This window comes from Paraburkholderia steynii, assembly GCF_900100565.1.
Classification (GTDB): domain Bacteria; phylum Pseudomonadota; class Gammaproteobacteria; order Burkholderiales; family Burkholderiaceae; genus Paraburkholderia; species Paraburkholderia terrae.
This window is the reverse complement of the sequence record NZ_FNDI01000015.1, coordinates 198,566-220,015: the sequence shown is the minus strand read 5'-3', so window position 1 is coordinate 220,015 and position 21,450 is coordinate 198,566. Positions and strand designations below refer to the sequence as shown.

Sequence of the window (21,450 nt, the reverse complement as noted above, 5' to 3'; positions counted from 1 at the left end):
ATGGACGACATTTTTGAACCACAGGCGTTTGTGCTGGCGGGGAAGTGTCTCAGCACGTCGCCTTCGCTCGTCATCGAAGACGACGAGAACCAATACGAATTTCCGGCGTCCGTCGACGGTGAAGACGCGGCGTCCCTGATCAGCGCGCTGCGCTCCGGCGTCAAGGCGGAGGAGGTGATCTCCCGCTATTCGCCGTACGAACAGAAAGTGTTCGACCGTCTGAAGGAGCTGCAACTCGTGCGCGCGGTGAAACCCGCGCTGGCGCGCAGTGGCCTCGACGTGCTGCTCGAACTCGAAGATCTCGCCAACGATCTGCTGTATCGCACGCTCTATACGAACGTGTTCTGGGAGAAGTGCGCGTCCGCGAGCACGGGCACTGACATTCCCCTCAATGTGATCCACGGGATGATCGTGGAGAACTACCATTTCCTGTTCCGCGAAAGCTATTTCGACGCGCCTGTACTGTCGTATGTCGCCAATACGGGTGTGCGGCTGTCGATGAACGAGTTCTACGCGGAAGAGTACGGCCACGACGAACTGTTGCTCAAGGCGCTGACCACGCTCGGCGTCACGCGTGAGGATCTCGCGCGCACGGTGCCGCTGCCGCAAACCATGGCGCTGTGTAACTCGCTGGCTTTCTGGGCACATAGCGACCCGCTGTTCTTCTTTTCGACGCTCGGCATTCTCGAAGGCAAGGACATCAAGCAGGATTCCTTCCTCGATGCCGCGTATCGGATCGGCGTCGATCCCGCGCTGCTCAAGCCCGTGAAAGCGCATTCCGACATCAACCTTAACGGCGGACACGGCAGCCTTACGCGCAAGATCTTCTCGCGCATTCCCGCCATCGCCGATGCGGACGTGCGGCGCATGCGCGCGCAAACGCATCTGTTCATCGAACTGTACGACCAGTTCTATACGGGCATCTGGGAACACTATTCGACGTCTCCGACGCTGTTGCGCACACTCGACGTCGACGGGGAGGCATGATGCAGGCCACGACCGCAGCAGATCTTTTCGCCGCGCCGCGCTTTCGTCCCGGCGTACAGCTGATTGAAGAGCACAACGGCCTGACGCTCGACTATCGCGAGCAATCGTGTTCCGTCGTCGCCGACAGCCAGGGCGCGCTCAAGGCGTTCGTCGATTCGCTGCGGCGCGGCGACACGTCAATCCCCGAACTGAAGCGCCGCCATCCGGAGCTTGCGTCTGAAGTCGACGGGCTGCTGGAGGAGTTCGACCGGCTCGGCCTGTTGACCGAGAGCGCGTTTCCCGCGCCGCGAGGCTGTTTGTCGGGCGAGGAGTTCTATCACCGGCTCAGAAAGTTCGCCGCCGAAACGATCGAGGCGAATTCGAAGTCGCGTCTCTATCAGGGGCTGTGCGACCGCACGTTGCCGAAGAGCGCGCTGATCGGCTATGCGCTCGAATACTTCTATATCGTGCGCGAGGCGCCGGGTCTGATCGCGCCTTCGCTCGCGCACGCCGAACCCGTCAAGGTGCAAAAGCTGCTGCAAGGCTTTCTCGCCTCGGAACTGAACCACGACGACATGCTGCGGCAGTCGCTGCAGGCCGTTTCCATCCGCACCGACAATCTCGACTATCTGGTGCCGCTGCCCGCCACGTTCGCGCTGTGCGCGTCGTTGGGCGTGTATGCGCGTCAGCATCCGTTGAGCTTCAAGTCGCTGCTGTTCCTGTTCGAGCAGCCGAGCGTCAGCTTTCATGTCGAACTGGCGAACTATTGCCGCGAGACGGGCATCCCGGAAGGCTTCTGGCGTCCGATCGCCCGCCACGCGACGATCAACGACGAGTTCGATCACGAAGACATTTCGCTGAGCTTGCTTGCTGAAATCGAGGCGATCTCGCCTGAAGAGCAGATGACAGTGAAGAAGCACGTGATGCTCGCCATCGAAACCATGGTGCTGCAGGAGAACCAGATTCTCGATTACTACGGCCGCCAGACCGTCGTCAAACCGCGCATCTTTGCCTGAGAGCCGTCATGGAACGCTGGGATTTCGATCGATACAGACGGCCGGCGCTGGTGCCGTGCGAAGTGTCGGCTCTCGACGGCGACGGCTTGACGATCGGCGTGGGTGACGATGCCATCGACCTGTCGTTCGAAGGCGTCGCGCGCGACGAGGTGGCCGAGGTCGTCACGCAACTGATGCGGCCTTCGTCTGATATCTGGATTCGGCTCAACGAAGGCGCATGTCCTGCGTGGATTCGCACGCTGACGGTGCAACTGGACGCGCTGTCGCTGATCGAAGAGACGGATAGCGGCATCGACAGCATCGCATCGGATGCGCAACGTGCGATTGCGTTGTGCAGCGATGTCGGGCAGCGCCTCGCCGCTGTCGTCGGGCGTCGGCTTGGGATATACGAGGATGTGCTCAGCGTCGTCAATCAGATGCTCACGAACGACGCACACGATCGCGACACGACGCCTGGCGCGTTCCCGTTTTCGGGCAAGAGTGGGCAGTTCGCCGGCAACTTCGCGCTTCAGTCGCTCCATTTCCAGTTGGCGTACGCGCGCCAGAACGCGCCGGAACTCGTGTTCGCGTGGCAACGCGTGCTCGACGAAGTGTTCCGGCATGTGGGCTGGCATCCCTCGACGGCCGTTTCTGAAGATATTTCGCAGGAACATTTCCGCAGCGTCGCATCGCTCGATCCCGTCGATCTGGAAATGTATCTGCTGTCGTTCGCGCATTTCGTCGAGATAGCGCCGCTGCGTGTCGGCAGGCGCATGACGTCGGTGGATGCGGATCGCTTCAGCGAACCCTGCAGCGGTCTCGCGCTTGCCGCGCGTGCCGAGCGCCTGCTGCTCAGCGCGCTCGATCAATTGGGCAGCAACGCATATGCATCGGCCGCGCTTGAGAGTCATGAAATCACGCCGCTCGTGAAGGGGCTGTACATCGAGCAGTATCACGTGACCGACCGCTTCGTCGAAATACTTGGACCGCTGCTGTCGCGCCGCCTCAAACGCAATCTGCGCGCGCGGCTGTTTCAGTACTTCCAGGAAGAATACGGTCACGAAGCATTCGAACTCGCCACCTGTGTCGCGCTCGGCATGAACGAAGCCGAGGTGCGTGCGTCGGTGCCGCTGCCGCTTACCGCGCTCTATATCGACGCGTACACGGTGCTTTCGCATCGCCTGCCGACCGCATTCTTCACGTCGATCATGGTCACGGAAGGTTTGCGCGACCAGCACAGTCCCGTTCACGAACACATTGCCACGCTGGTCGAAAGCGCGCTGCACGCGGGCGATATCGTCGCGAAGCACGGCGAGACGAACGACGAACTGAATCATCCGAGCCTGTCGCGCCTGTTCCTCGCCGACGTCCCGCACGTGAGCGCGGCGGAGCAGCGCTACAGCCTCGAAGCGGCGCTCTTCATGCTCGAAGTGAACATGCGGCAACTGGAGTCGGTCGCGTTCTTTTACGGCGATCAGACGCAGCTCCAGTTTCATGGGCTTCGCGATGGCAGGAGGCCGCTTGAAATCTGACGACAGTGCAGACGAAGGAGACGAACGCGGGGTCGATCACGCGCCGCGCTTCGATCCCGTCAATCCCTATTGGGAAAGGTTCCTCGACGAAGCGGGCCTCGACATGACGGGCGCGCGCGGCGACGGCTGCTATATCGAAACAGCCGATGGCCGCGCGTTGCTCGATTGTCTCGCCGGTTTTGGCACGGCGAATCTGGGGCACGCGCATGAGTCGCTGCTCGCGCGGTTTGCCGATGCGTTGCAGCGCACGTCGGTGAATGTGTTTCCGTTCGAATGCGCCGAGTCTCAACTCGCGCTCGCCGACAAGTTGCTCACGCTCAGCGGCCAGCGCTTCCAGAAAGTGTTCTTCGCGACCACGGGCGCAGAGGCCGTCGAAAGCGCCGTGAAGTTCGCGATGACGAGCACGGGACGCACCGACGTCGTCGCATTCCGCGACGGCTTCCACGGCCTGTCGATGTTCTCGTCGTTCATGACGGGCAATCCGTTCTGGACCGAGGCGCTGCGCTGGAAGCCGGGCAACGTCCATCACGTCGATGCGCACAACTTCGCCGCGCTCGAAGACGTACTCGCGAGCCGCAAGATCGCCGCCGTCGTGTTCGAGCCGGTGGCGGGGTCGTCGGCGGCGCAGCACTGGTCGGCGGACACCGCGTCGCGCCTCGCTGCGCTGTGTCGCTCGACGGGAACGAAGCTGATTGCTGACGAGGTGTATTGCGGCCTCGGCCGTACGGGCACCTGGTTCGGCATCGACGCAATCGGCATGGACGGCAAAACCCCCGCGGCACCCGACATGCTGGTCGTATCGAAAGGACTGACGGGCGGGCTGGTGCCGCTCTCAGCCGTGCTGATGAACGACGGCGATTTCGATGCCGTGTTCGGCGCACCCGGCAAGGCGAAAGTGCAGGGCTCGACCTTCGGCGGCAACCGGCTCGCGATGCAGTGCGGGCTGATCGTGCTCGACCTCGTCGAGCGCGGACGGCTGGTCGAGAACGCGGCCGCGATGGGCGCGCTGATCGGCGAGCGTATCGCAGCGCGTTTCGATTCGCGCGTGACCTTGCACGGCAAGGGCCTCGCGCTCAGCCTCAAGCTCGACCCGGGGCTCGACCTGAGCATGACCGACGTGTGGCTCGATCTGATCGACGGCGGCGTGCTGGCGATGCCGAATTCCGCCGCGCCGGATTCGCTACGCCTGTCGCCGCCGCTGATTTTCGGCGTGGATGAAGTGGAAGTTCTGATCGACCGACTCGACGAGGCGCTACAGCCATGAACGCGAATAATCAGAAGCAGAAGGAGGGCGCCGGCTACGCTGCGCTGCTCGTGGCGCTGTGCTGGTGGGGCCTGATGCCGCTGTACTACTGGCATCTGAAGGAAGTGAGCGCGCCGGAGATGCTCGCGCATCGCGTGTTCTGGTCGTTCGTGGTGCTGTCGGCCGTGATTGCGCTCAAGCCCGCGTTGCGGCAACACATGGGCGACTGGCGCTCGTTCGCGCTCGCGCTGTTGCCGGCGATTTTGCTGTCCGCGAACTGGGTTGTGTATATCCTGGCTTCGGTGACGGGCAACGCGTTACAGGCAAGTCTCGGATACTTCCTGAATCCGCTGCTGTCGGCTGCGCTCGGCATCGTTTTTCTGAACGAGCGGCTTAACGGTCTGAAAGCGGCGGCGCTGGCGCTCGGGCTGGCCGGCACCTTCGTCCAGTGCTACGCGCATGGCGGCGTACCCGTGTTCGCCGTGATGCTGACGGTGACGTTCTCGCTGCTCGGCCTCACGCGCAAGGTGTGGCCGACACGGAACGCGATCGTCAGCACGTGGCGCGAAACCGTCGTGATGATGCCGTTCGCGCTCGGCTATTTCGGCTATCTGACGTCGCATCATGCGCTCGCGTTCACGTCGTTCGGCGTCGACGCGTCCGTGCTGATGATGCTGGCAGGGCCGCTGACCGTCGTGCCGCTCGCGCTCTACGCGTACGCGATGCCGCTCGTTTCGATGACGGAATCGGCCGTGATGCAATACGTGACGCCGACCGTGACGTTCGTCCTCGCGCTCACGGTCTTCCACGAACGGCTGACGACCATCGATCTGACAGGCTATGGGCTGATCTGGTGCGGTCTCGCGCTCGCGACCTATGCGTCGGTCCGGCGTCGTCCGCTTGCGCTCGCTGTCGCAGCGCCAGGAACGGCGCAGGGAACGCAAAGTGTGCAGGGCGTGCAAGGTGCGAGCGTCGCAGGACAGAACGTGTCCTTTCTTACGTCGCACAAAAAGACGCCAGCTTCCGCTGGCGTGAATAGGTTCTGGCATTCCGAGGGCCGTCCAGAACCTGAGAGACGGTGCGAAAAGTCTGACGCATAAGGCGTCGAAGACCGAGGTTCAGATTTCGGCGCGCTCGATCGAGAATCCGGCGCGCTAGACGCATGTCGCCGAGTGTAACTCCAGTTCGCAAAATGAGCTTGCAAAATATGCGATTTAGTTGGGGTCGGATTGTACGCTTGCGCACCAAGGCATTTGTAAGCAAAACTCCGAAATCACTCGCTTCGATTCCTGTTCGACAGGGCACGAATCGGCATTTTCGCGCCATCGGAGCGATCCTGAAAAAGAACATATAATCAAAGGTCGCGACCGCGCCGGGCAACGGATTCCCGGCGACGTGGACGGGAGAACAATGAGCCGCGGGCGAAGCAGTTTTGGGAGGGGCGTGGTTGTCGACATCGGCGTTTCGATGGGACTTGCCTTTCTTGCGTCGGATGCGAGCGCGCATGCCCGCCATCCGATCGTTCTGGCGCCGGCTGTGTGGGCTGGCCCGTCCGGGCTGGCTTTCGTTGGTTCCCCTTCAAGCTTGCATCGAAAGACACGTTGGGCGGTATGCAGCGTGCCGGCAAGCCATTGCGCTTTGTGTCGCAGTTTTCATCCGGATCTCACAGGGCTCCCGAGGAGCCAGGCAATTTCATGACAAGTTCTCCCGGCTCATATGACGACGAGCCGTTGGTATCGATAGACATGGCGGGCTCAGCCGCCGACGCTTACCGCATCAGTCCCGCGCCCGGTGGCGCGCGGCCTGCTGCGCGCTCGTCCGCGCGCTTTGTCGCGCCCGGCGAAAGCATCGATATCCACGGCCTGACGGTCACGGGAGGCTTCTTCTACACGGGCGACGCGCAGCGCCTGCACGCAGATTCGATCGAAGCCTGCGTGATCGACGCACGCTTCGAAGTCGCCCGCGATTGCGCGGACCCGGCAGCCGGGCTTGGCAGCGTCGCGCTCAGCTATAACGGGCTCACGCCGGAGCAACGCCGCACGTATCTCGACTGGCTCGCCTCCGATCGCAAGAAATCGGACATCAACACCGGCTATCTGTTTTTTTACCTGTACGGGCTGGAGCGGCGCGTGCTCGTCGACGGCGCGGCGGGCAAGGTGAGCGGCGAGGAATTCGACGCGATCGCCAGAGAACTGCGGCGTCTGCTCAATCTCGATGCGAACTACGGCTGGCAAAAGCATGTGCGCGGGCTGATCGACGCGCTGTCGCTGGTGGCGTCGCGGCACACGCGGATGTATCTGCAGCCCGCGCCCGACGGGCTCGCGACGGGCTATCAGGTGCCGCTGAACGTGCGCGTCGCGTTCGGCCAGGCGGCGCTAGACCAGCATCCGTTGCCCGCCGACTGGGCGCTCGCATGGGTGAAGCTCGATCCGATGATGGTGCGGCGCACGGCGGTTGCGCGTTGCCCCGAGGAATTCGACCGGGTGTTCATGCGGCAGTATCGCGACCGCTTCGGCGCCGGCATGCTGTTGCCCGCCAACCGCACGAAGCTCGACGCGTCGCCGCAACCGTCGTTTCGCGCGTTGAAGAACGTGCCCGTGCCAGGCTTTCTGGTCGGTCTGCCCGATATCGCCGCTGTGAACGGCACGCGCAACAAGCTGCAACTGCTGATGCACGAGAGCGCCGTCGCGCTCGACGCGTACAGCCGGTATCTCGGCCGCTATCCGGAGGCGCAGGGCACGCTGGAAGCGACGCTGACGCTGCCCCCCACGTTGTGGCCGCAGGCGACGCATGACGCGATCGACGCGCTCGCCGCCGAAGTCGCGCGCGAGACGGCCGTCAGCACGTTTGGCGCGGTGCTGGCGCGCTTCAAGTCGGGCGGCAAGATGACGCGCGACAAGGCCGTGGTATTCACGACCGCGCTTGCGGAAGCGGGCATCGCCGTCGAACCCGACGTGCGGCTGGGCGCGCGCACGCCGAAGCCGACGGACGCCGTCGCGCTGTTCGCCGTCGCGCCCAGCGCGAACCCGCTGCCCATCGACGAAGCGTACGACGTCGCGACGATCATCGTCGATCTGGCCGCGACGGTCGCACGCGCGGACGGCGACGCGACGCAGCGCGAAACGGCCGTGATCGAATGGCAGATCGACCAGTGGCCGCATCTGTCCGATGCGCAGCGTGTACGGCTGAAAGCGCGCAATCTCGCGCAACTCGCACAGCCGACGGCGAGCGCCGGCTTGAAGAAGAAACTGGAACCGCTTGCGCACGACGTGAAGGCGACGATCGCGTCGTTTCTCGTGCATACCGCGAATGCCGATGGCGTCGTGTCGCGCGAAGAAGTGCGCTTGCTGGAGAAGGTGTACCGGATGCTCGGCATCGATCCGCAGCGCCTGTACACCGACCTGCATCAGCACGCGAGCGGCGCGGGCATCACGCCAGCGGGCGTGAAGCCGGCGAGGAAGCACGGCCATACGCCCAAGCCTGTTGCGGTGAAGCACGAGTTCGTGCTCGACGCGACGCGTATTGCCGCGCTGAAGGAAGAGACGGCGCGGGTCTCGTCGATGCTGGCCGATGTGTTCGTCGACGAAGCGCACGGCACAGTTACAGCCATGCACATCCACGCGACGGAGCAACCGGTCGCCGTCGAGGAACAGGACATGCTTGAGGCACAGGCAGCGGCCGCGGCGCATGACAAAGAGCCTGCGCCTGAACCGCAAACAGAACCGGCACCGAAAACGTCTGAAACGTCAGAAGCAACCGAGCCGCTGCTCGGCCTCGACGACGCGCATTCGTCCTTTCTGCGTCTGCTCGTGACGCGCGAGTCGTGGACGCGCGCCGAACTCGCCGATGCCGCGTCGCAACTCGAACTGATGCTGGACGGCGCGATCGAACAGGTGAACGAGGCGTCGCTCGACCGCTGGGACGAGCCGCTCACGGACGGAGACGATCCCGTCGAAATCAATCAGGAAGTCGCACAAAGGTTGGCTGCATGACAACGATCCGCCCCAGGGACCGCGACGCGGTCCTGCAATCCCTGCGCGCCGGCGTGGTGCCGCGCATCGGGCAACATCTGATCCAGGTCGGGCGCGCGCACGAACTCGAAGCGTTGCTGAAGGACATCGAGCGCGTCGCGGACGGCGGCTCGGCGTTTCGCATCGTCGTCGGCGAATATGGCGCGGGCAAGACGTTCTTCCTGAACCTCGTGCGCGCGATCGCGCTCGAAAAAAAGCTCGTCACCGTTCACGCGGACCTGAATCCGGACCGGCGCCTGCATGCTTCGAGCGGCCAGGCGCGCTCGCTGTACGCGGAACTCGTGAAGAACATGGCGACGCGCACGAAGCCCGAAGGCGGCGCGTTGGCCGGCGTGGTCGAGAAGTTCATCGGCCAGGCGAAGACGGAAGCGAAGGCGACGGGCCGCACCAGCGACGAAGTGATCCGCGCGCAGTTGTCGCAATTGACGGAGATGGTCAACGGCTACGATTTCGCCGATGTGATCGCCGCCTATTGCCGCGGTTTTGAAGAAGGCAATGAGAAGCTCAAGAGCGATGCCGTGCGCTGGCTGCGCGGCGAGTTCACGACGCGCACCGACGCACGCCAGGCGCTCGGCGTGCGGACGATCGTCGACGACGCGAGCATGTACGACCAGTTGAAGCTGCTCGGGCGTTTTGTGCGGCTCGCGGGCTATAGCGGGCTGATGATCTGCCTCGATGAAATGGTGAACCTGTACAAGCTCGCGAACGTGCAGGCGCGCAACGCGAACTACGAACAGATCCTGCGCATCCTGAACGACTCGCTGCAAGGCACGGCGGAAGGCCTCGGCTTCGTGCTGGGCGGCACGCCCGAGTTTCTGCTCGACACGCGCCGCGGCCTCTATAGCTATGCCGCGCTGCAATCGCGTCTCGCGGAAAACGCATTCGCGACCAATGGCCTCGTCGACTACAGCGGCCCCGTGATTCGCCTCGCCGCGCTCACGCCGGAAGATTTCTACGTGCTGCTCGACAAGCTGCGCATCGTCTACGCATTCGGCGACGCAAGCAAGGCGCTCGTGCCCGAGGAAGCGACACCCGCGTTCATGGCGCATTGCGCGACGCGGCTTGGCGAAGCGTATTTCCGCACCCCGCGCACGACGATCACCGCGTTCATCAATTTTCTCGCGGTTCTGGAGCAAAACCCGTCGGCGGATTGGCGCGAGCTGATCGGCAGCATGGACATCGAGCGCGACACGGGCGGCGCGGCCGACATCGTCAACGACGCCTCTCCCGATAGCGACGATGAGCTGGCAAGCTTCCGGCTCAACTGAGTCGCGCAGCTTCGATCTGCTCGACGAACGCATTCGCCGCTGGATCTGGCGCGAAGGCTGGACTGAGCTGCGCGACGCGCAGGAGCGCGCGGTGCCCGCGCTGATCGATGCCGACCGCGACGTGATCATCGCGGCGGCGACGGCAGCGGGCAAGACAGAAGCGGCATTCCTCCCCATTCTTTCGAACCTGCTGCGCGACGATCCATGCAGCGGCTCGGTGCTGTACATCAGTCCGCTGAAAGCGCTGATCAACGATCAATGGTCGCGCCTCGACAATCTGTGCGATGCGCTGGAGATTCCCGTCACCGGCTGGCATGGCGATGTGTCGTCGGGACGCAAGCACCGCTTCGTGAAGAAGCCGACGGGCGTGCTTTTGATCACGCCAGAGTCGCTCGAAGCGATGTTCGTCACGCGCGGCGCGTCGCTCGAAGCGACGTTTGGCGCATTGCGCTACTTGGTCGTCGACGAGTTGCACGCGTTCATCGGTTCCGAGCGCGGCATGCAGTTGCAGTCGCTGATGCGGCGCGTCGATCGCGCGTGCGGGCGCAATGTGCCGCGCGTCGGTTTGTCGGCGACGCTCGGGGACATGCGTCTTGCGGCGGAATTTCTGCGCCCACGCGCCGCGCAGGATGTGCAGATCATCGAGTCCGGCAGCGCAGGCCAGGAACTGAAGATTCTGATCAAGGGCTATGTCGAGAAGCCGCCGCGCATCCAGTTCGAGCCGGGCATCGAGAATCCCGGTCTTGAAGACGTCGTGCCCGCGAGCACCGTCGATGTCGCGAATCATATGTACAAGGTGCTGCGCGGCTCGAACAATCTGATCTTTCCAAACAGCCGCCGACAGGTCGAGCTATACGCCGACCTGTTGCGCCGCGCCTGCGAGCGCGATGGCTATCCGAACGAGTTCTGGCCGCATCACGGCAGTTTGTCGAAGGAATTGCGCGAGCAGACCGAACAGGCGCTGAAGGCAGGCGACCGCCCAGCAAGCGCCGTCTGCACGACGACGCTTGAACTCGGCATCGACATCGGCGCGGTGAAAAGCGTCGTGCAGGTGGGTGCGCCGCCGTCGGTGGCGAGCTTGCGGCAGCGGCTCGGGCGCTCCGGTCGGCGCAAGGGCGAAGCGGCGATTCTGCGCTGCTATGGCGTCGAAGCGGAACTGCACAGCGGCTCCGATCTTTCGGACCGGCTGCGGGAAACCCTCGTGCAATCGGTGGCGATGGTGAACCTGCTGCTGCGCGGCTGGTTCGAGCCGCCGCGTGCGCGCGGCATGCATCCGTCGACGCTCGTGCAGCAGATTCTGTCGATCATCGCCGAACGCGGCGGCGCGAGCGCGGGTGAACTGTGGGACACGCTGGTCGCGACAGGCCCGTTCGGCACGATCGACAAGCCGACCTTCGCCGCGATTCTGCGCGGCCTCGGCGCGAAAGACCTGCTGGTGCAGGAAGCGGGCGGCTTGCTGCTGCATGGCGTGGCGGGCGAGCGCCTCGTCAACCACTACGAGTTCTACGCATCGTTTTCGACGGACGACGAATTCCGCATCGTCGCGGGGGCGAGGGTGCTCGGGTCGGTGCCTGTGTCGCGACCGCTGTCGCCAGGGCAGGGGCTCGTGTTCGGCGGCCAGCGCTGGCGCGTGCAGGACGTCGATGCGGGCAAGAAGACCGTATACGTGACGCCCGATCAGGGCGGTGTGCCACCCGTGTTCGACGGCGGCGGCTCGCTCGTACACGACGAGGTGCGGCGCGAAATGTTCAATGTGCTGAAGGACGGCGCGCCCGTCGTGTTTCTCGATACCACGGGTCGAGAGCTACTCGAAGAGGCACGCCGCTACTTCGCGTCGAACGAACTGGCCACGCGCTCCGTGTTCACGCACGGCGGCAGCACGGTGCTCGCGACATGGTCCGGCGACTGGATCAACGATGCGCTCGTCGTGCTGCTGCGCGCCGAAGGGCTTGACGCGTGGAATCAGGGGCCGACGATCAGCGTGCGCGTAGCGGGTTCGGTGAAGGACACGCTGCAACGCATTGCCGCGCTGACGCCCGCGCAGACCACGGACGCACTGCGCACGATCGGCAACATCGACAACGAAAAGTGGGACTGGACCTTGCCCGACGACGTGAAGCGCAACGCGTACGCGTCGCTGCGGCTCGACATGCCGGGCGCGCAGGCATTGGCGCGGCGGCTCGCGACAGCGTGCGATTGACACCCGCACGCGCGGGCGCAACGTGAATGCGCGCACAATCCAAGTGCAAGCAGCGCAATTAAGCGGTAGCATACATTTCTTTGCGCGCATCGAATGGCTCGCCTGAAGCACCATGTTTCAGGGAGCTTTCGACGTTCCAGCGCCGCACACAACTACATCCCCCCATGTCGACTCATCCTCAGACGAAGCGTCATCTCGTCATCGCGGCGGTGATGGCCTCGATGGCGATGGTGGCCATCGAAGCCACCATCGTCTCGACGGCCATGCCGCAGATCGTCACCCAGCTCGGCGGCCTGCGTCTCTACAGTTGGGTCTTCTCATCGTTCCTGCTGGCACAGACGGCGATGACCGTCGTGTTCGGCAAGCTCGCCGACCTGTACGGCCGCAAGCCGACCGTGCTGGTGGGCATCGTGATTTTCCTGATCGGCTCGATCGGCGCGGGTTTCGCGTGGTCGATGCCCGCGATGATCGTGTTCCGCCTGATTCAGGGCATCGGCGCGGGCGCGATCCAGCCCGTCACGCTGACCATCGTCGGCGACCTGTATCCGGCGCGCGAGCGCGGCAAGATCCAGGGCTATCTCGCGAGCGTCTGGGCGATCTCCGCAGTGATCGGTCCGATGGCGGGCGGCTTGCTGATCCGCGATCTGTCGTGGTCGTGGATTTTCTGGATCAACGTGCCGATCGGCATTCTGGCCGCGTTTGGCTTCATCAAGTACCTGCACGAAGAGAAGCGCCATCAACGGCCGTCGATCGACATCATGGGCGCCGTGCTGTTCACCATCGCAATCGGCGCGCTGATGATGGCGCTCACGGACGCCGGCTCGGAAAACGATGCACGCGCACTGTTCGAAGTCGCGCTGTTCGTCGTCTCCTCCGTGCTGTTCGTGTGGCATGAGCGACGCGTGCCGGAGCCGATGATCTCGTTCAAGCTGTGGAGCCATCGTCCCATTGCGGCGTGCAATGCCGCGACGGTGCTGTCGGGCATGGCGCTGATGGGTCTCACCACCTTCCTGCCGATGTACGTGCAGGGCGTGCTGCATCAATCGCCCGTGGTCGCGGGTCTCGCGCTGACGATGGTGATGCTCGGCTGGCCGTCGGGCGCGACCTTTACCGCGAGGTCGTTTCATCGGCTCGGGCTGCGGCGGACGATGGTCGGCGGCAGCTTCTTCCTGCCGCTTGGCGCGATTGCGTTTGCGCTGCTGCAACCGGACGGCTCGCCCGTGCTGGCGGGTGTCGGTTCGCTCGTCATGGGACTGGGCATGGGGATCGTGAGCGTCAGCTCGCTGATCCTGATTCAGGAAATCGTGCAGCCGCTCGAACGTGGCTCCGCCACGGCATCGAACCTGTTCTCGCGCAATCTGGGCAGCACGCTCGGCGCGGCGATTTTCGGCGCGGTGCTGAATTTTGGGTTGAGCCACTACAAGGGCATGGCGATCACGTCCGACCAGTTGCGCTCGCTGCTAGACGCGACGCCGAACGCAGCGCAAGCGGCGATCTCCAGCAACGACATGGTGCGCGCAGCGCTGCATCACTCGCTGCATCTGACGTTCCTGTCGATCTTCGTGATCTGCGTGGGCGCGGTGCTGTCGGTGATGATGGTGCCGCACATCAAGCTCGGCGGACAGCCGCGCGAAACATCGGCGGCTGCGCATCTGACGGAGATGTGATTTACCTCGGGCGCACGCGTGTTGCCGCAACGGCTATACGCGTGCTCATCCCGCCGAGGCAGGCGTCTTTCTGAAGCCCAGCTCGCCTGGCGCATCGCCGCTCGCTGCGCCTTCATCCACTTCCTTCACGATCCATTGACTGAACGCGCGCATCGCGGGCGTCGCCGGTTTTGCCTTTTGCCAGGTGAGCCAGTAGCTGCCCGCGTACACGTCGATATCGAATGGACGCGCGAGACGTCCCATCGACAGATCGCGTTCGAACATCGAAGCGGGCGCGAGCGCCACGCCTGCGCCTTGCATCGCCGCTTCGACCATCAGCCGCGACGAATCGAACACCGGGCCGCGCACGGGACGCGGCGCGAGGCCCGCTGCCGCGAACCAGTTCGCCCAGTCGTCGGCGCGATATGAACGCAGCAGCTTTTCATTGATGAGATCGGCGGGCGTCTGAAGGCGTTGCGCGATCTCCGGTGTGCATAGCACGGAGAGTGGTGCATCGAAGAGTTTTTGCGCGCGCGAGCCGGGCCACGTGCCGTCGCCAAAACGGATCGCGAAGTCGAGACCTTCGGCGGCGAGATCGACGAGATTGTTGTTGGTCAGCAGACGCAACTCGATGAACGGATGCGCGTCATGAAACGCCTTCAGGCGCGGCATCAGCCAGCCGACCGCGAACGTCCCCACCGCGCCGACCGTCAGCACCTCATGAAAATGCCCGCCTTCGAACTGCCGCAACACGGCCTCGATGCGATCGAACGCGTCGCTGAGCACGGGGCGCAGCGCGAGTCCTTCATCGGTGATCGCGAGGCCGCGCGGCAGGCGCTTGAAAAGCGTCGCGCCGAGGCGCTCTTCGAGCATGCGCACCTGCTGGCTGACGGCCGCCTGCGTGACGTTCAGTTCGAGCGCGGCGCGCGTGAAGCTCAGATGCCGGGCCGACGATTCGAAGGCGCGCAGCGCGTTCAGCGGGAGATACGGTCGCATGTTCGAGCCATAAGAAATTCTGGGGCATCGAGCAATTTATCATCGTTTGTCACCCGGCTGCGAAAACGCGATAGTGGCGGCACTTCAAGGAGGAGCAATGGTCACAAGGCGGGCATTCACATTCACGTTGATGGGCAGTGGGTTAGCTGGCGTTGCGGCTCATGCGTTCGGCGCAGCGGCGAGCGCGGCGGCATCGGCGCCACGCGGCGCGTCGCACGCGAGCGCTTTGGAAAAGCAGCTCGCGCAGATCGAAGGGCAAACGGGCGGGCGCATGGGTGTCGCGATACTCGATACGGCAAGCGCGAAGCCGCAGGGCTGGCGCATGCATGAGCGCTTTCCGATGTGCAGCACATTCAAGTTCCTGCTCGCGTCGGCGGTGCTGGTGCGCAAGGACCAAGGCAAAGAACAGCTTGAACGCAAGATCGTGTATTCGAAGGACGTCGTGGTGGCCAATTCGCCCGTCAGCGGTCCGCGCGCAGGCAGCGACGGGATGACGGTCGCCGAGTTGTGCGAAGCGGCCATCACGCGCAGCGACAACACGGCGGCCAATCTGCTGCTCGATAGCATCGGCGGGCCGGCGGCGCTGACGGCTTTTGCACGTGGTATCGGCGATCGGATTACGCGGCTCGACCGCAACGAGCCGACGCTCAACGAAGCGCTCGAAGCCGATCCGCGCGATACGACCACACCCGCCGCGATGCTCGCCGACATGCGCGCGCTGTTGCTCGGCGAGCATCTGTCCGCCGCTTCGCGCGAGCAGCTCACGGCCTGGCTCGCAGCCAACAAGACGGGCGATGCCCGGCTGCGCGCCGGCTTGCCGAAGGCCTGGCGTATCGGCGACAAGACGGGCACGGGGGAGCGGGGCACGTCGAACGATATCGCCGTCATCTGGCCTGAAGGCCGCGCGCCGATTCTGGTCGCGGCGTATCTGACGGGCGCGACTCAAGCTACCTCGACGCAGCGCGACGCGGCGATCGCGCAGGTCGGGGTGCTGGTCGCGAACATTTGAACGAGGGGAAACGAAGCGATGAAGTCAGGTACGGTGAGTGCGCGGGTTGCAGCCATGCTCTGCGCGATGTGGATGACATCGGGCGCGAGTCATGCGGCCGATACGCCGCAAGAGAACATCAAACGTGCGGTCGACGCGGCGATACAACCGCTGATGACGAAAGACAAGATTCCCGGCATGGCCGTTGGCGTGATCGTCGATGGCCGGGCGGTGGTGTTCAATTACGGCGTGGCATCGACGGAAACGGGCAAGCCTGTGACCGACGCAACGCTGTTCGAGCTCGGCTCGGTCAGCAAGACCTTCACGGCGACGCTGACATCATGGGCGCAGGTCGACAAGCAATTGTCGTTGACCGACAGCGTAGCGAAGTATCTGCCGACGCTGCGCGGCACACAGTTCGGCAGCGTGAGCCTGCTGAATCTCGGCACGCATACGCCGGGCGGTCTGCCGTTGCAAGTGCCCGACGAGATTCAGAACGACGATCAGATGATCCGCTGGTTCAAGGCCTGGCGTCCCGCCCATGCGCCCGGTACGGTCCGAACCTATGCGAACCCCGGTATCGGCGCGCTGGGCATGATCACGGCGAAGAGCATGGGACAGGATTTCACCGCGCTGATCGAGCGGCGGCTTTTTCCTGCGCTCGGCCTGAAGAACAGTTTCATCGACGTTCCTGTCGACAGAGCGCCTGACTACGCGCAAGGCTATACGAAGACGGGCCAACCGATCCGCATGGCGGGTGGCGAGTTTGCGCCCGAAGCGTACGGCGTCAAATCGACAGCCGCCGACATGCTGCGCTTCATCGAAGCCAACATGAAGCAGGTCAAGCTCGACGCACAACTGCAACGCGCGATCACCGACACGCATACCGGCTACTTCCAGGCAGGCCCGATGACGCAGGATCTGATCTGGGAGCAATACCCGTATCCCGTTTCGTTGAACTCGCTGATGGAAGGCAACTCATCGGCGATGGCTCTCGATGCAACACCCGTCACGAAAATCGAGCCGCCGGAAGCGCCGAAGGACGACGTGTGGATCAACAAGACGGGCTCGACGAACGGTTTCGGATCGTACGTGGCGTTCGTGCCGCAGAAGCAGATGGGCATCGTGATTCTCGGCAACCGGAATTTCCCGATTCTCGACCGGGTTGCCGCCGCGCACAGGATATTGACGTCGCTGGAGCAGCCATGAACCGCTTGCGTTTCATCACAGCGGCGCTTGTCACGTGCGGTTGTGCTTGCGCGCAGTCCGCACATGCCGCGGATAAAGCGCCCGAAGCAAAAGAGACAGTCGTCCTGCAACGAGCGCCCGTCTTGCAAACCGATCGCGAGCTGGGCATGGGAATCGCCGAATTTCCGCCGAATGCGTCCAAGCCGCGCCACAAGGCGACGGGGCCGGAACTCTGCTACGTGCTCGAAGGCGAGGTCACCGTGCAGATCGACGGCAAGGCGGCGCATGTGTATCGCGCGGGAGAGTCGTTCGCGCTGCCGGCCAATCTCGTGCATGTCACGAAGACCGGCCCGTCCGGCGCGAAGGTGCTCGCAAGCTGGGTCCATACGCCGGGTAAGCCATTCAACGTCCCGGCGCCGGATTGATCGATACGACGCGGCGCGCTATCGCGAGCACACCGTATCGATTGCTTCGAGCATCTTGCCGAAGAACGCATCGGCGAACTGCGAATCGAGCCAGCGCACGATCAATGCGATGCGCCGCTCCGGCTCGATCCACATGAACGAACTGCCCGCGCCGACGCCGAAGTAACTCGTTTCCGGCACGCCCGGAAACACGCGGCGACCCGTGTTGAGCCACACCAGATAGCCGTAGTACGGCGCGAGCGCGCAGGGCGTTTGCATTCGCGCGATCCATTGCGCCGACAGCACGCGGCGTCCGTTGGCGACGCCGCCGTCGAGCAGCATCTGTGCGACTTTCAGCTGATCGTTCGCGCTCACCGACATGCCGCCGCCCCAGTGCGAACCGCCTGGCACCGACTGCACGCGCGTGCCGTCGATGTCGATCCACGCGTCGTCATAGCCGACCCATTGCCAGTTCTCGCTCGCGCCGACGGGCCGCATGATGGCCTCGCGAAACACCTCGGGCAAGGGCTTGCCGAACAGATGCAGCAGCGCGAGCGACAACTGGTTGATACGCACGTCGTTGTATTCCCAGTACGTGCCGGGCGGCTGCAACGGGCGCAGATCGCCCTTGTTGCCATTGGGCGGCTCGCCGAACGTCACGGCGCGATAGTGATCGGCCTGATCGGTCAGGCTGAAGCACTTGCCTTGCCATTCGCTCGTCTGCTGCAACAGCTGCGTCCACGTGATTGGCGCGTTGTGCGGATCGTCGAAGCCGATGCCTGGCACGCGCACGCGTACGGCCTCATCAGGATCGGGCAGCAGGCCGCGATCGTGCGCGACGCCCGCCAGCAGCGCCAGATAGGTCTTAGCGATGCTGAACGTCAGGTCGGCGCGATCCGGCTCGCCCCATGTCGCGAGCAGCCGGCCATCGACGGCCACGGCACCCGACACCGGCCCGCGGTCATGAATCGGCCCGAGCAGCCGGTTCCACGGCGGCGGATCGTTCACATGCACGCCGAACTTGCCGTCGGCATTGCGATCCCACTGCGATTCGTGGTCGATCGAAAACTGGATAGCGTCGCGGAGTTCCTGCGGCAAATCGTGTTGCATAGTTGCCTGTTCCTTGCTGATGGATTCGATTCAATGTGATCCGCTTCAATGTGCGTTCAGCCGCGCCCGCGCCCAGACCAGCGTCAACAGGCTCACGACGGCGGCCATCATCAGATAGAGACCCGGCGCGAGGTTGTTGCCCGTCGCCGCGATCAGCGACGCCACCGCGAGCGGCGTGAAGCCGCCGAAAATCGTCGTGCCGATGTTGTAGCCGAATGCCATGCCCGTGGTGCGCGTGCGGGGCGGAAAAAGCTCGGCCATCAACGCGGGAATCGGCGCGAAGTAAGTGGCCTTCAGCAACGCGACCCACGTGACGGCGGCGAGCAGCGTGGGCAGCGACGGGTGCGCGTTCATGAACACGAACGCCGGATAGACCGTCAGGAAAAACAGCGCGCCCGCGCCGAGCATGATGCGCGTGCGGCCCACCTTGTCCGACCAGTGTCCGACGATGGGCGTGAGCACCGTGACGACCAGCCCCGCGATCAGCGTCGCGATGAAGCCGGACGAGGGCGCCAGACCGAGTTGCCGCGCCGCGTAGGTCGGCATGTAGAGAATCATGTAGTTGGCCGTCGTGGTCAGTACCAGCGCGCCGATCGACGCCAGCACGCGCGACTTCTGTGTCGCGAGCATTTCGCGCACGGGCGAATGGGCTTTTTCGATGCGCTCAAACTCGGGCGTCTCATCGATGCGCCGGCGAATGTACAGCCCGACAGGGCCAATCAACATGCCGAACAGGAACGGAATGCGCCAGCCCCAGCCTTCGAGTTGCGGCTGCGTCAACATGCCCGTCAGCACCGCGCCGAACGCCGACGCGAGCAGCGTGCTGGCGCCCTGGCTGGAGAACTGCCAGCTCGACATGAAGCCGCTGCGCTCTGGCGCGTGTTCGATCAGGAACGCCGTCGAACTGCCGAACTCGCCGCCCGCCGAAAAACCTTGCAACAGCCGCGACACGAAAATGCCGATGGGCGCGAGCAGTCCGATCGACGCGTAGGTGGGCATCAGCGCGACCATCCCGGTGCCGACTGTCATCATCGCAATGGACAGCGTCAGCGATGCCTTGCGGCCCTTGCGATCGCTGTACGAGCCGAGCACGAGCGCGCCGACGGGCCGCGCGAGATACGACAGCGCGAAGGTGCCGAGCGTCAGCAGCAGCGAGACGGTCGCGTTGTGCGCCGGAAAGAACAGCTTCGACAGCGTGGTCGCGAAGTAGCCGTATGCAATCAGGTCGTAGAACTCGAGCGCATTACCGATCGATGTCGCGATGATCAGGCGCGAGACGCTCTTGCCCGACATCGGCTGCGCAATTGCTTCGTGCGACGAATGACCCGGATGATGCGCGGTGACGGAATCCATGTTCATTACGACTTCCTTATGCAAGGGTTGTCGAAGCATGCGGTGCGGGATTGGTTGCGTGGGTGTCCTGCGCGCCGAGATCCCAGAAGAGTCCAGCCATGATGCGAAGTCCGTCGCGCACGACGGGGCCAAGCAGATGCTCGTTCGGCGCGTGCTGCGAGCAGCCGGGATACGAGTGCGGCACCCATAGCGTCGGCATGCCGAGCACGTCGGCGAACACGTCGTTGGGTAGCGTGCCGCCCAGGTTCGGCAGCAGCACGGGTTCATCGCCCGTCGTTTGACGCAGCGAGCGCAGCGCCCACTGGACCCACGCGTTGTCGGGATCGACGCGCGTCGCGGGCGCGCCGCGCTCCACCTCCAGTTCGACCATGCCGAAGCCATGCCGGTCCAGATGCTCGCGGACGACGCGTTCCAGCGCCTGCCAGTCCGTGCCGACCACGAAGCGGATCTGCATGTACGCGACGGCCGATGGCGGAATCGCGTTGACGGGCTTGTCGGGGTTCCCCGTGCGAAACGCGAGCACTTCGAGGTTGTTCCAGCCGAACACGCGCTCGGTCGGCGTGAGGCCCGGCTCGCCGTAGTCGGTATCGACGGTGGGTTCGCCGGGATTGCCGCCCACGGCGATGCCGGCGAGCGCGCGGCGCACCGAGTCGGGAATGGGCGGCGGGCGCAGCCCTTCGACGAGAATCTTGCCGTTCGCATCGACCATCGACGCGATCGCATTCGCGAGCACGACGCCTGGATTGCGCAGCAGGCCGCCCCAGTTGCCCGAATGATGGCCGCCGTCGCGCAGCGTCAGTTCGAGCTTGAAATTGACGAGACCGCGCGAGCCGAGAAAGAGCGTCGGGCGATGCGCGGACAGGCGCGGGCCGTCGGAGGCGATCAGCACGTCGGCGGCGAGTTCATCGCGCAGTTGCGTACACAGTGCGTGCAGACCGGGCGAGCCGACTTCTTCGCCCGTTTCGAACAGCAGCTTCAGGTTGAAGCCGAGCTTGCCGCCGCGCGTGTCGAGCACGGCCTTCAGCGCGGCGAGATTGATGCTGTGCTGGCCCTTGTTGTCGGCGGTGCCGCGGCCGTACCAGCGTTCGCCGTCGACGGTGACGTCCCACGGCGTGAGGCCGTCGCGCCACTGCGCGTCGTAGCCGCGCACGACGTCGCCGTGGCCGTAGCTGAGCACCGTCGGCAGCGCGTCGTCTTCGTGGCGATGCGCGATCAGGAACGGGCCTGCGCCCTGCGCCGGGTTGTCGACGACGCGGCAGGTGAAGCCCCATTGCGTGAGCAGCGGCGTGAGTTCGTCGTCGAGATAGCCGCGCAGGCGCGCGCCGCTGTCGGCTTCCTGGCTCTCCGTGCGATACGCGACGCGGCGGCGCAGATCGTCGAGGAAACGGCCGGAATCGTATTGGCTGGCTGCGTTTTGAATGGCGATGTTACGAGTCAACTGAGCACCTATTCCTCGCGCGGTGGTCTGCGCACATTCGTGGGGTAGTAGTCGAATCGATCGTGCGGTCGCCGTTATTTCTGCACAATTAC

Annotated in this window: 16 protein-coding genes; 12 read left to right on the top strand and 4 right to left on the bottom strand. The window is 64.2% G+C overall.

The window, feature by feature from the left end; translation table 11 throughout:
• The 9 genes from BLT65_RS26065 (at position 1) to BLT65_RS26025 (ending at position 13,902) form a co-directional block, all read left to right on the top strand.
• Positions 1 to 987: an iron-containing redox enzyme family protein gene (locus BLT65_RS26065; protein WP_091782627.1), complete on the top strand. Its 987-nt coding sequence runs from the start codon at positions 1 to 3 to the stop codon at positions 985 to 987.
• On the top strand, positions 984 to 1,982 hold the full coding sequence (locus BLT65_RS26060) for an iron-containing redox enzyme family protein (RefSeq protein ID WP_244186600.1): 999 nt from the start codon (positions 984 to 986) through the stop codon (positions 1,980 to 1,982). Before BLT65_RS26065 ends, BLT65_RS26060 begins: the two co-directional genes overlap by 4 nt.
• 8 nt (positions 1,983 to 1,990) lie before the next feature.
• Positions 1,991 to 3,493 (top strand): heme oxygenase-like domain-containing protein, encoded by a 1,503-nt coding sequence (locus BLT65_RS26055; RefSeq protein WP_091782623.1) that lies wholly within the window; start codon positions 1,991 to 1,993, stop codon positions 3,491 to 3,493.
• On the top strand, positions 3,483 to 4,757 hold the full coding sequence (locus tag BLT65_RS26050) for an aspartate aminotransferase family protein (protein ID WP_244186599.1): 1,275 nt from the start codon (positions 3,483 to 3,485) through the stop codon (positions 4,755 to 4,757). Before BLT65_RS26055 ends, BLT65_RS26050 begins: the two co-directional genes overlap by 11 nt.
• Complete coding sequence (rarD, locus tag BLT65_RS26045) at positions 4,754 to 5,836, top strand: EamA family transporter RarD (RefSeq protein ID WP_091782617.1); 1,083 nt, start codon at positions 4,754 to 4,756, stop codon at positions 5,834 to 5,836. Before BLT65_RS26050 ends, rarD begins: the two co-directional genes overlap by 4 nt.
• Positions 5,837 to 6,430: 594 nt before the next feature.
• Entirely contained in the window at positions 6,431 to 8,728 is a 2,298-nt protein-coding gene (locus BLT65_RS26040; protein WP_091782614.1) for a tellurite resistance TerB family protein, read from the top strand.
• A complete protein-coding gene (locus tag BLT65_RS26035) occupies positions 8,725 to 10,035 on the top strand; it encodes an ATP-binding protein (protein WP_091782611.1) in 1,311 nt (436 codons plus the stop codon). Before BLT65_RS26040 ends, BLT65_RS26035 begins: the two co-directional genes overlap by 4 nt.
• Positions 10,007 to 12,235, top strand: a complete 2,229-nt coding sequence (locus BLT65_RS26030; RefSeq protein WP_091782608.1) for a DEAD/DEAH box helicase — start codon at positions 10,007 to 10,009, stop codon at positions 12,233 to 12,235. The genes BLT65_RS26035 and BLT65_RS26030 overlap by 29 nt, the downstream gene beginning before the upstream one ends.
• Positions 12,236 to 12,399: 164 nt before the next feature.
• Positions 12,400 to 13,902 (top strand): MDR family MFS transporter, encoded by a 1,503-nt coding sequence (locus BLT65_RS26025; RefSeq protein ID WP_042311453.1) that lies wholly within the window; start codon positions 12,400 to 12,402, stop codon positions 13,900 to 13,902.
• 45 nt (positions 13,903 to 13,947) lie between these two features.
• Here BLT65_RS26025 and BLT65_RS26020 read toward each other — a convergent pair whose 3' ends face one another.
• Positions 13,948 to 14,877 (bottom strand): LysR family transcriptional regulator, encoded by a 930-nt coding sequence (locus tag BLT65_RS26020; RefSeq protein ID WP_091782605.1) that lies wholly within the window; start codon positions 14,875 to 14,877, stop codon positions 13,948 to 13,950.
• A 97-nt stretch (positions 14,878 to 14,974) separates the two neighbouring features.
• Between BLT65_RS26020 and bla the strand changes: the two genes are divergently transcribed.
• Genes bla through BLT65_RS26005 form a run of 3 tightly spaced genes read left to right on the top strand, consistent with a single transcriptional unit; the run spans position 14,975 to position 17,478 of the window.
• Positions 14,975 to 15,886, top strand: a complete 912-nt coding sequence (gene bla, locus BLT65_RS26015) for a class A beta-lactamase (RefSeq protein WP_091782602.1) — start codon at positions 14,975 to 14,977, stop codon at positions 15,884 to 15,886.
• An 18-nt stretch (positions 15,887 to 15,904) separates the two neighbouring features.
• Positions 15,905 to 17,074: a class C beta-lactamase gene (ampC, locus tag BLT65_RS26010; protein WP_091782597.1), complete on the top strand. Its 1,170-nt coding sequence runs from the start codon at positions 15,905 to 15,907 to the stop codon at positions 17,072 to 17,074.
• Complete coding sequence (locus tag BLT65_RS26005; RefSeq protein WP_091782594.1) at positions 17,071 to 17,478, top strand: cupin domain-containing protein; 408 nt, start codon at positions 17,071 to 17,073, stop codon at positions 17,476 to 17,478. Before ampC ends, BLT65_RS26005 begins: the two co-directional genes overlap by 4 nt.
• A gap of 18 nt (positions 17,479 to 17,496) precedes the next feature.
• On the opposite strand, the gene BLT65_RS26000 is transcribed toward BLT65_RS26005, so the two are convergent.
• From BLT65_RS26000 to BLT65_RS25990, 3 genes are read right to left on the bottom strand one after another with little or no spacing between them, the layout of a single operon-like run.
• On the bottom strand, positions 17,497 to 18,567 hold the full coding sequence (locus tag BLT65_RS26000) for a serine hydrolase domain-containing protein (protein WP_091782591.1): 1,071 nt from the start codon (positions 18,565 to 18,567) through the stop codon (positions 17,497 to 17,499).
• A gap of 45 nt (positions 18,568 to 18,612) precedes the next feature.
• Entirely contained in the window at positions 18,613 to 19,926 is a 1,314-nt protein-coding gene (locus tag BLT65_RS25995) for an MFS transporter (RefSeq protein WP_091782588.1), read from the bottom strand.
• 10 nt (positions 19,927 to 19,936) lie between these two features.
• A complete protein-coding gene (locus BLT65_RS25990) occupies positions 19,937 to 21,358 on the bottom strand; it encodes a M20 family metallopeptidase (RefSeq protein ID WP_091782585.1) in 1,422 nt (473 codons plus the stop codon).
• Positions 21,359 to 21,450 lie beyond the last annotated feature (92 nt).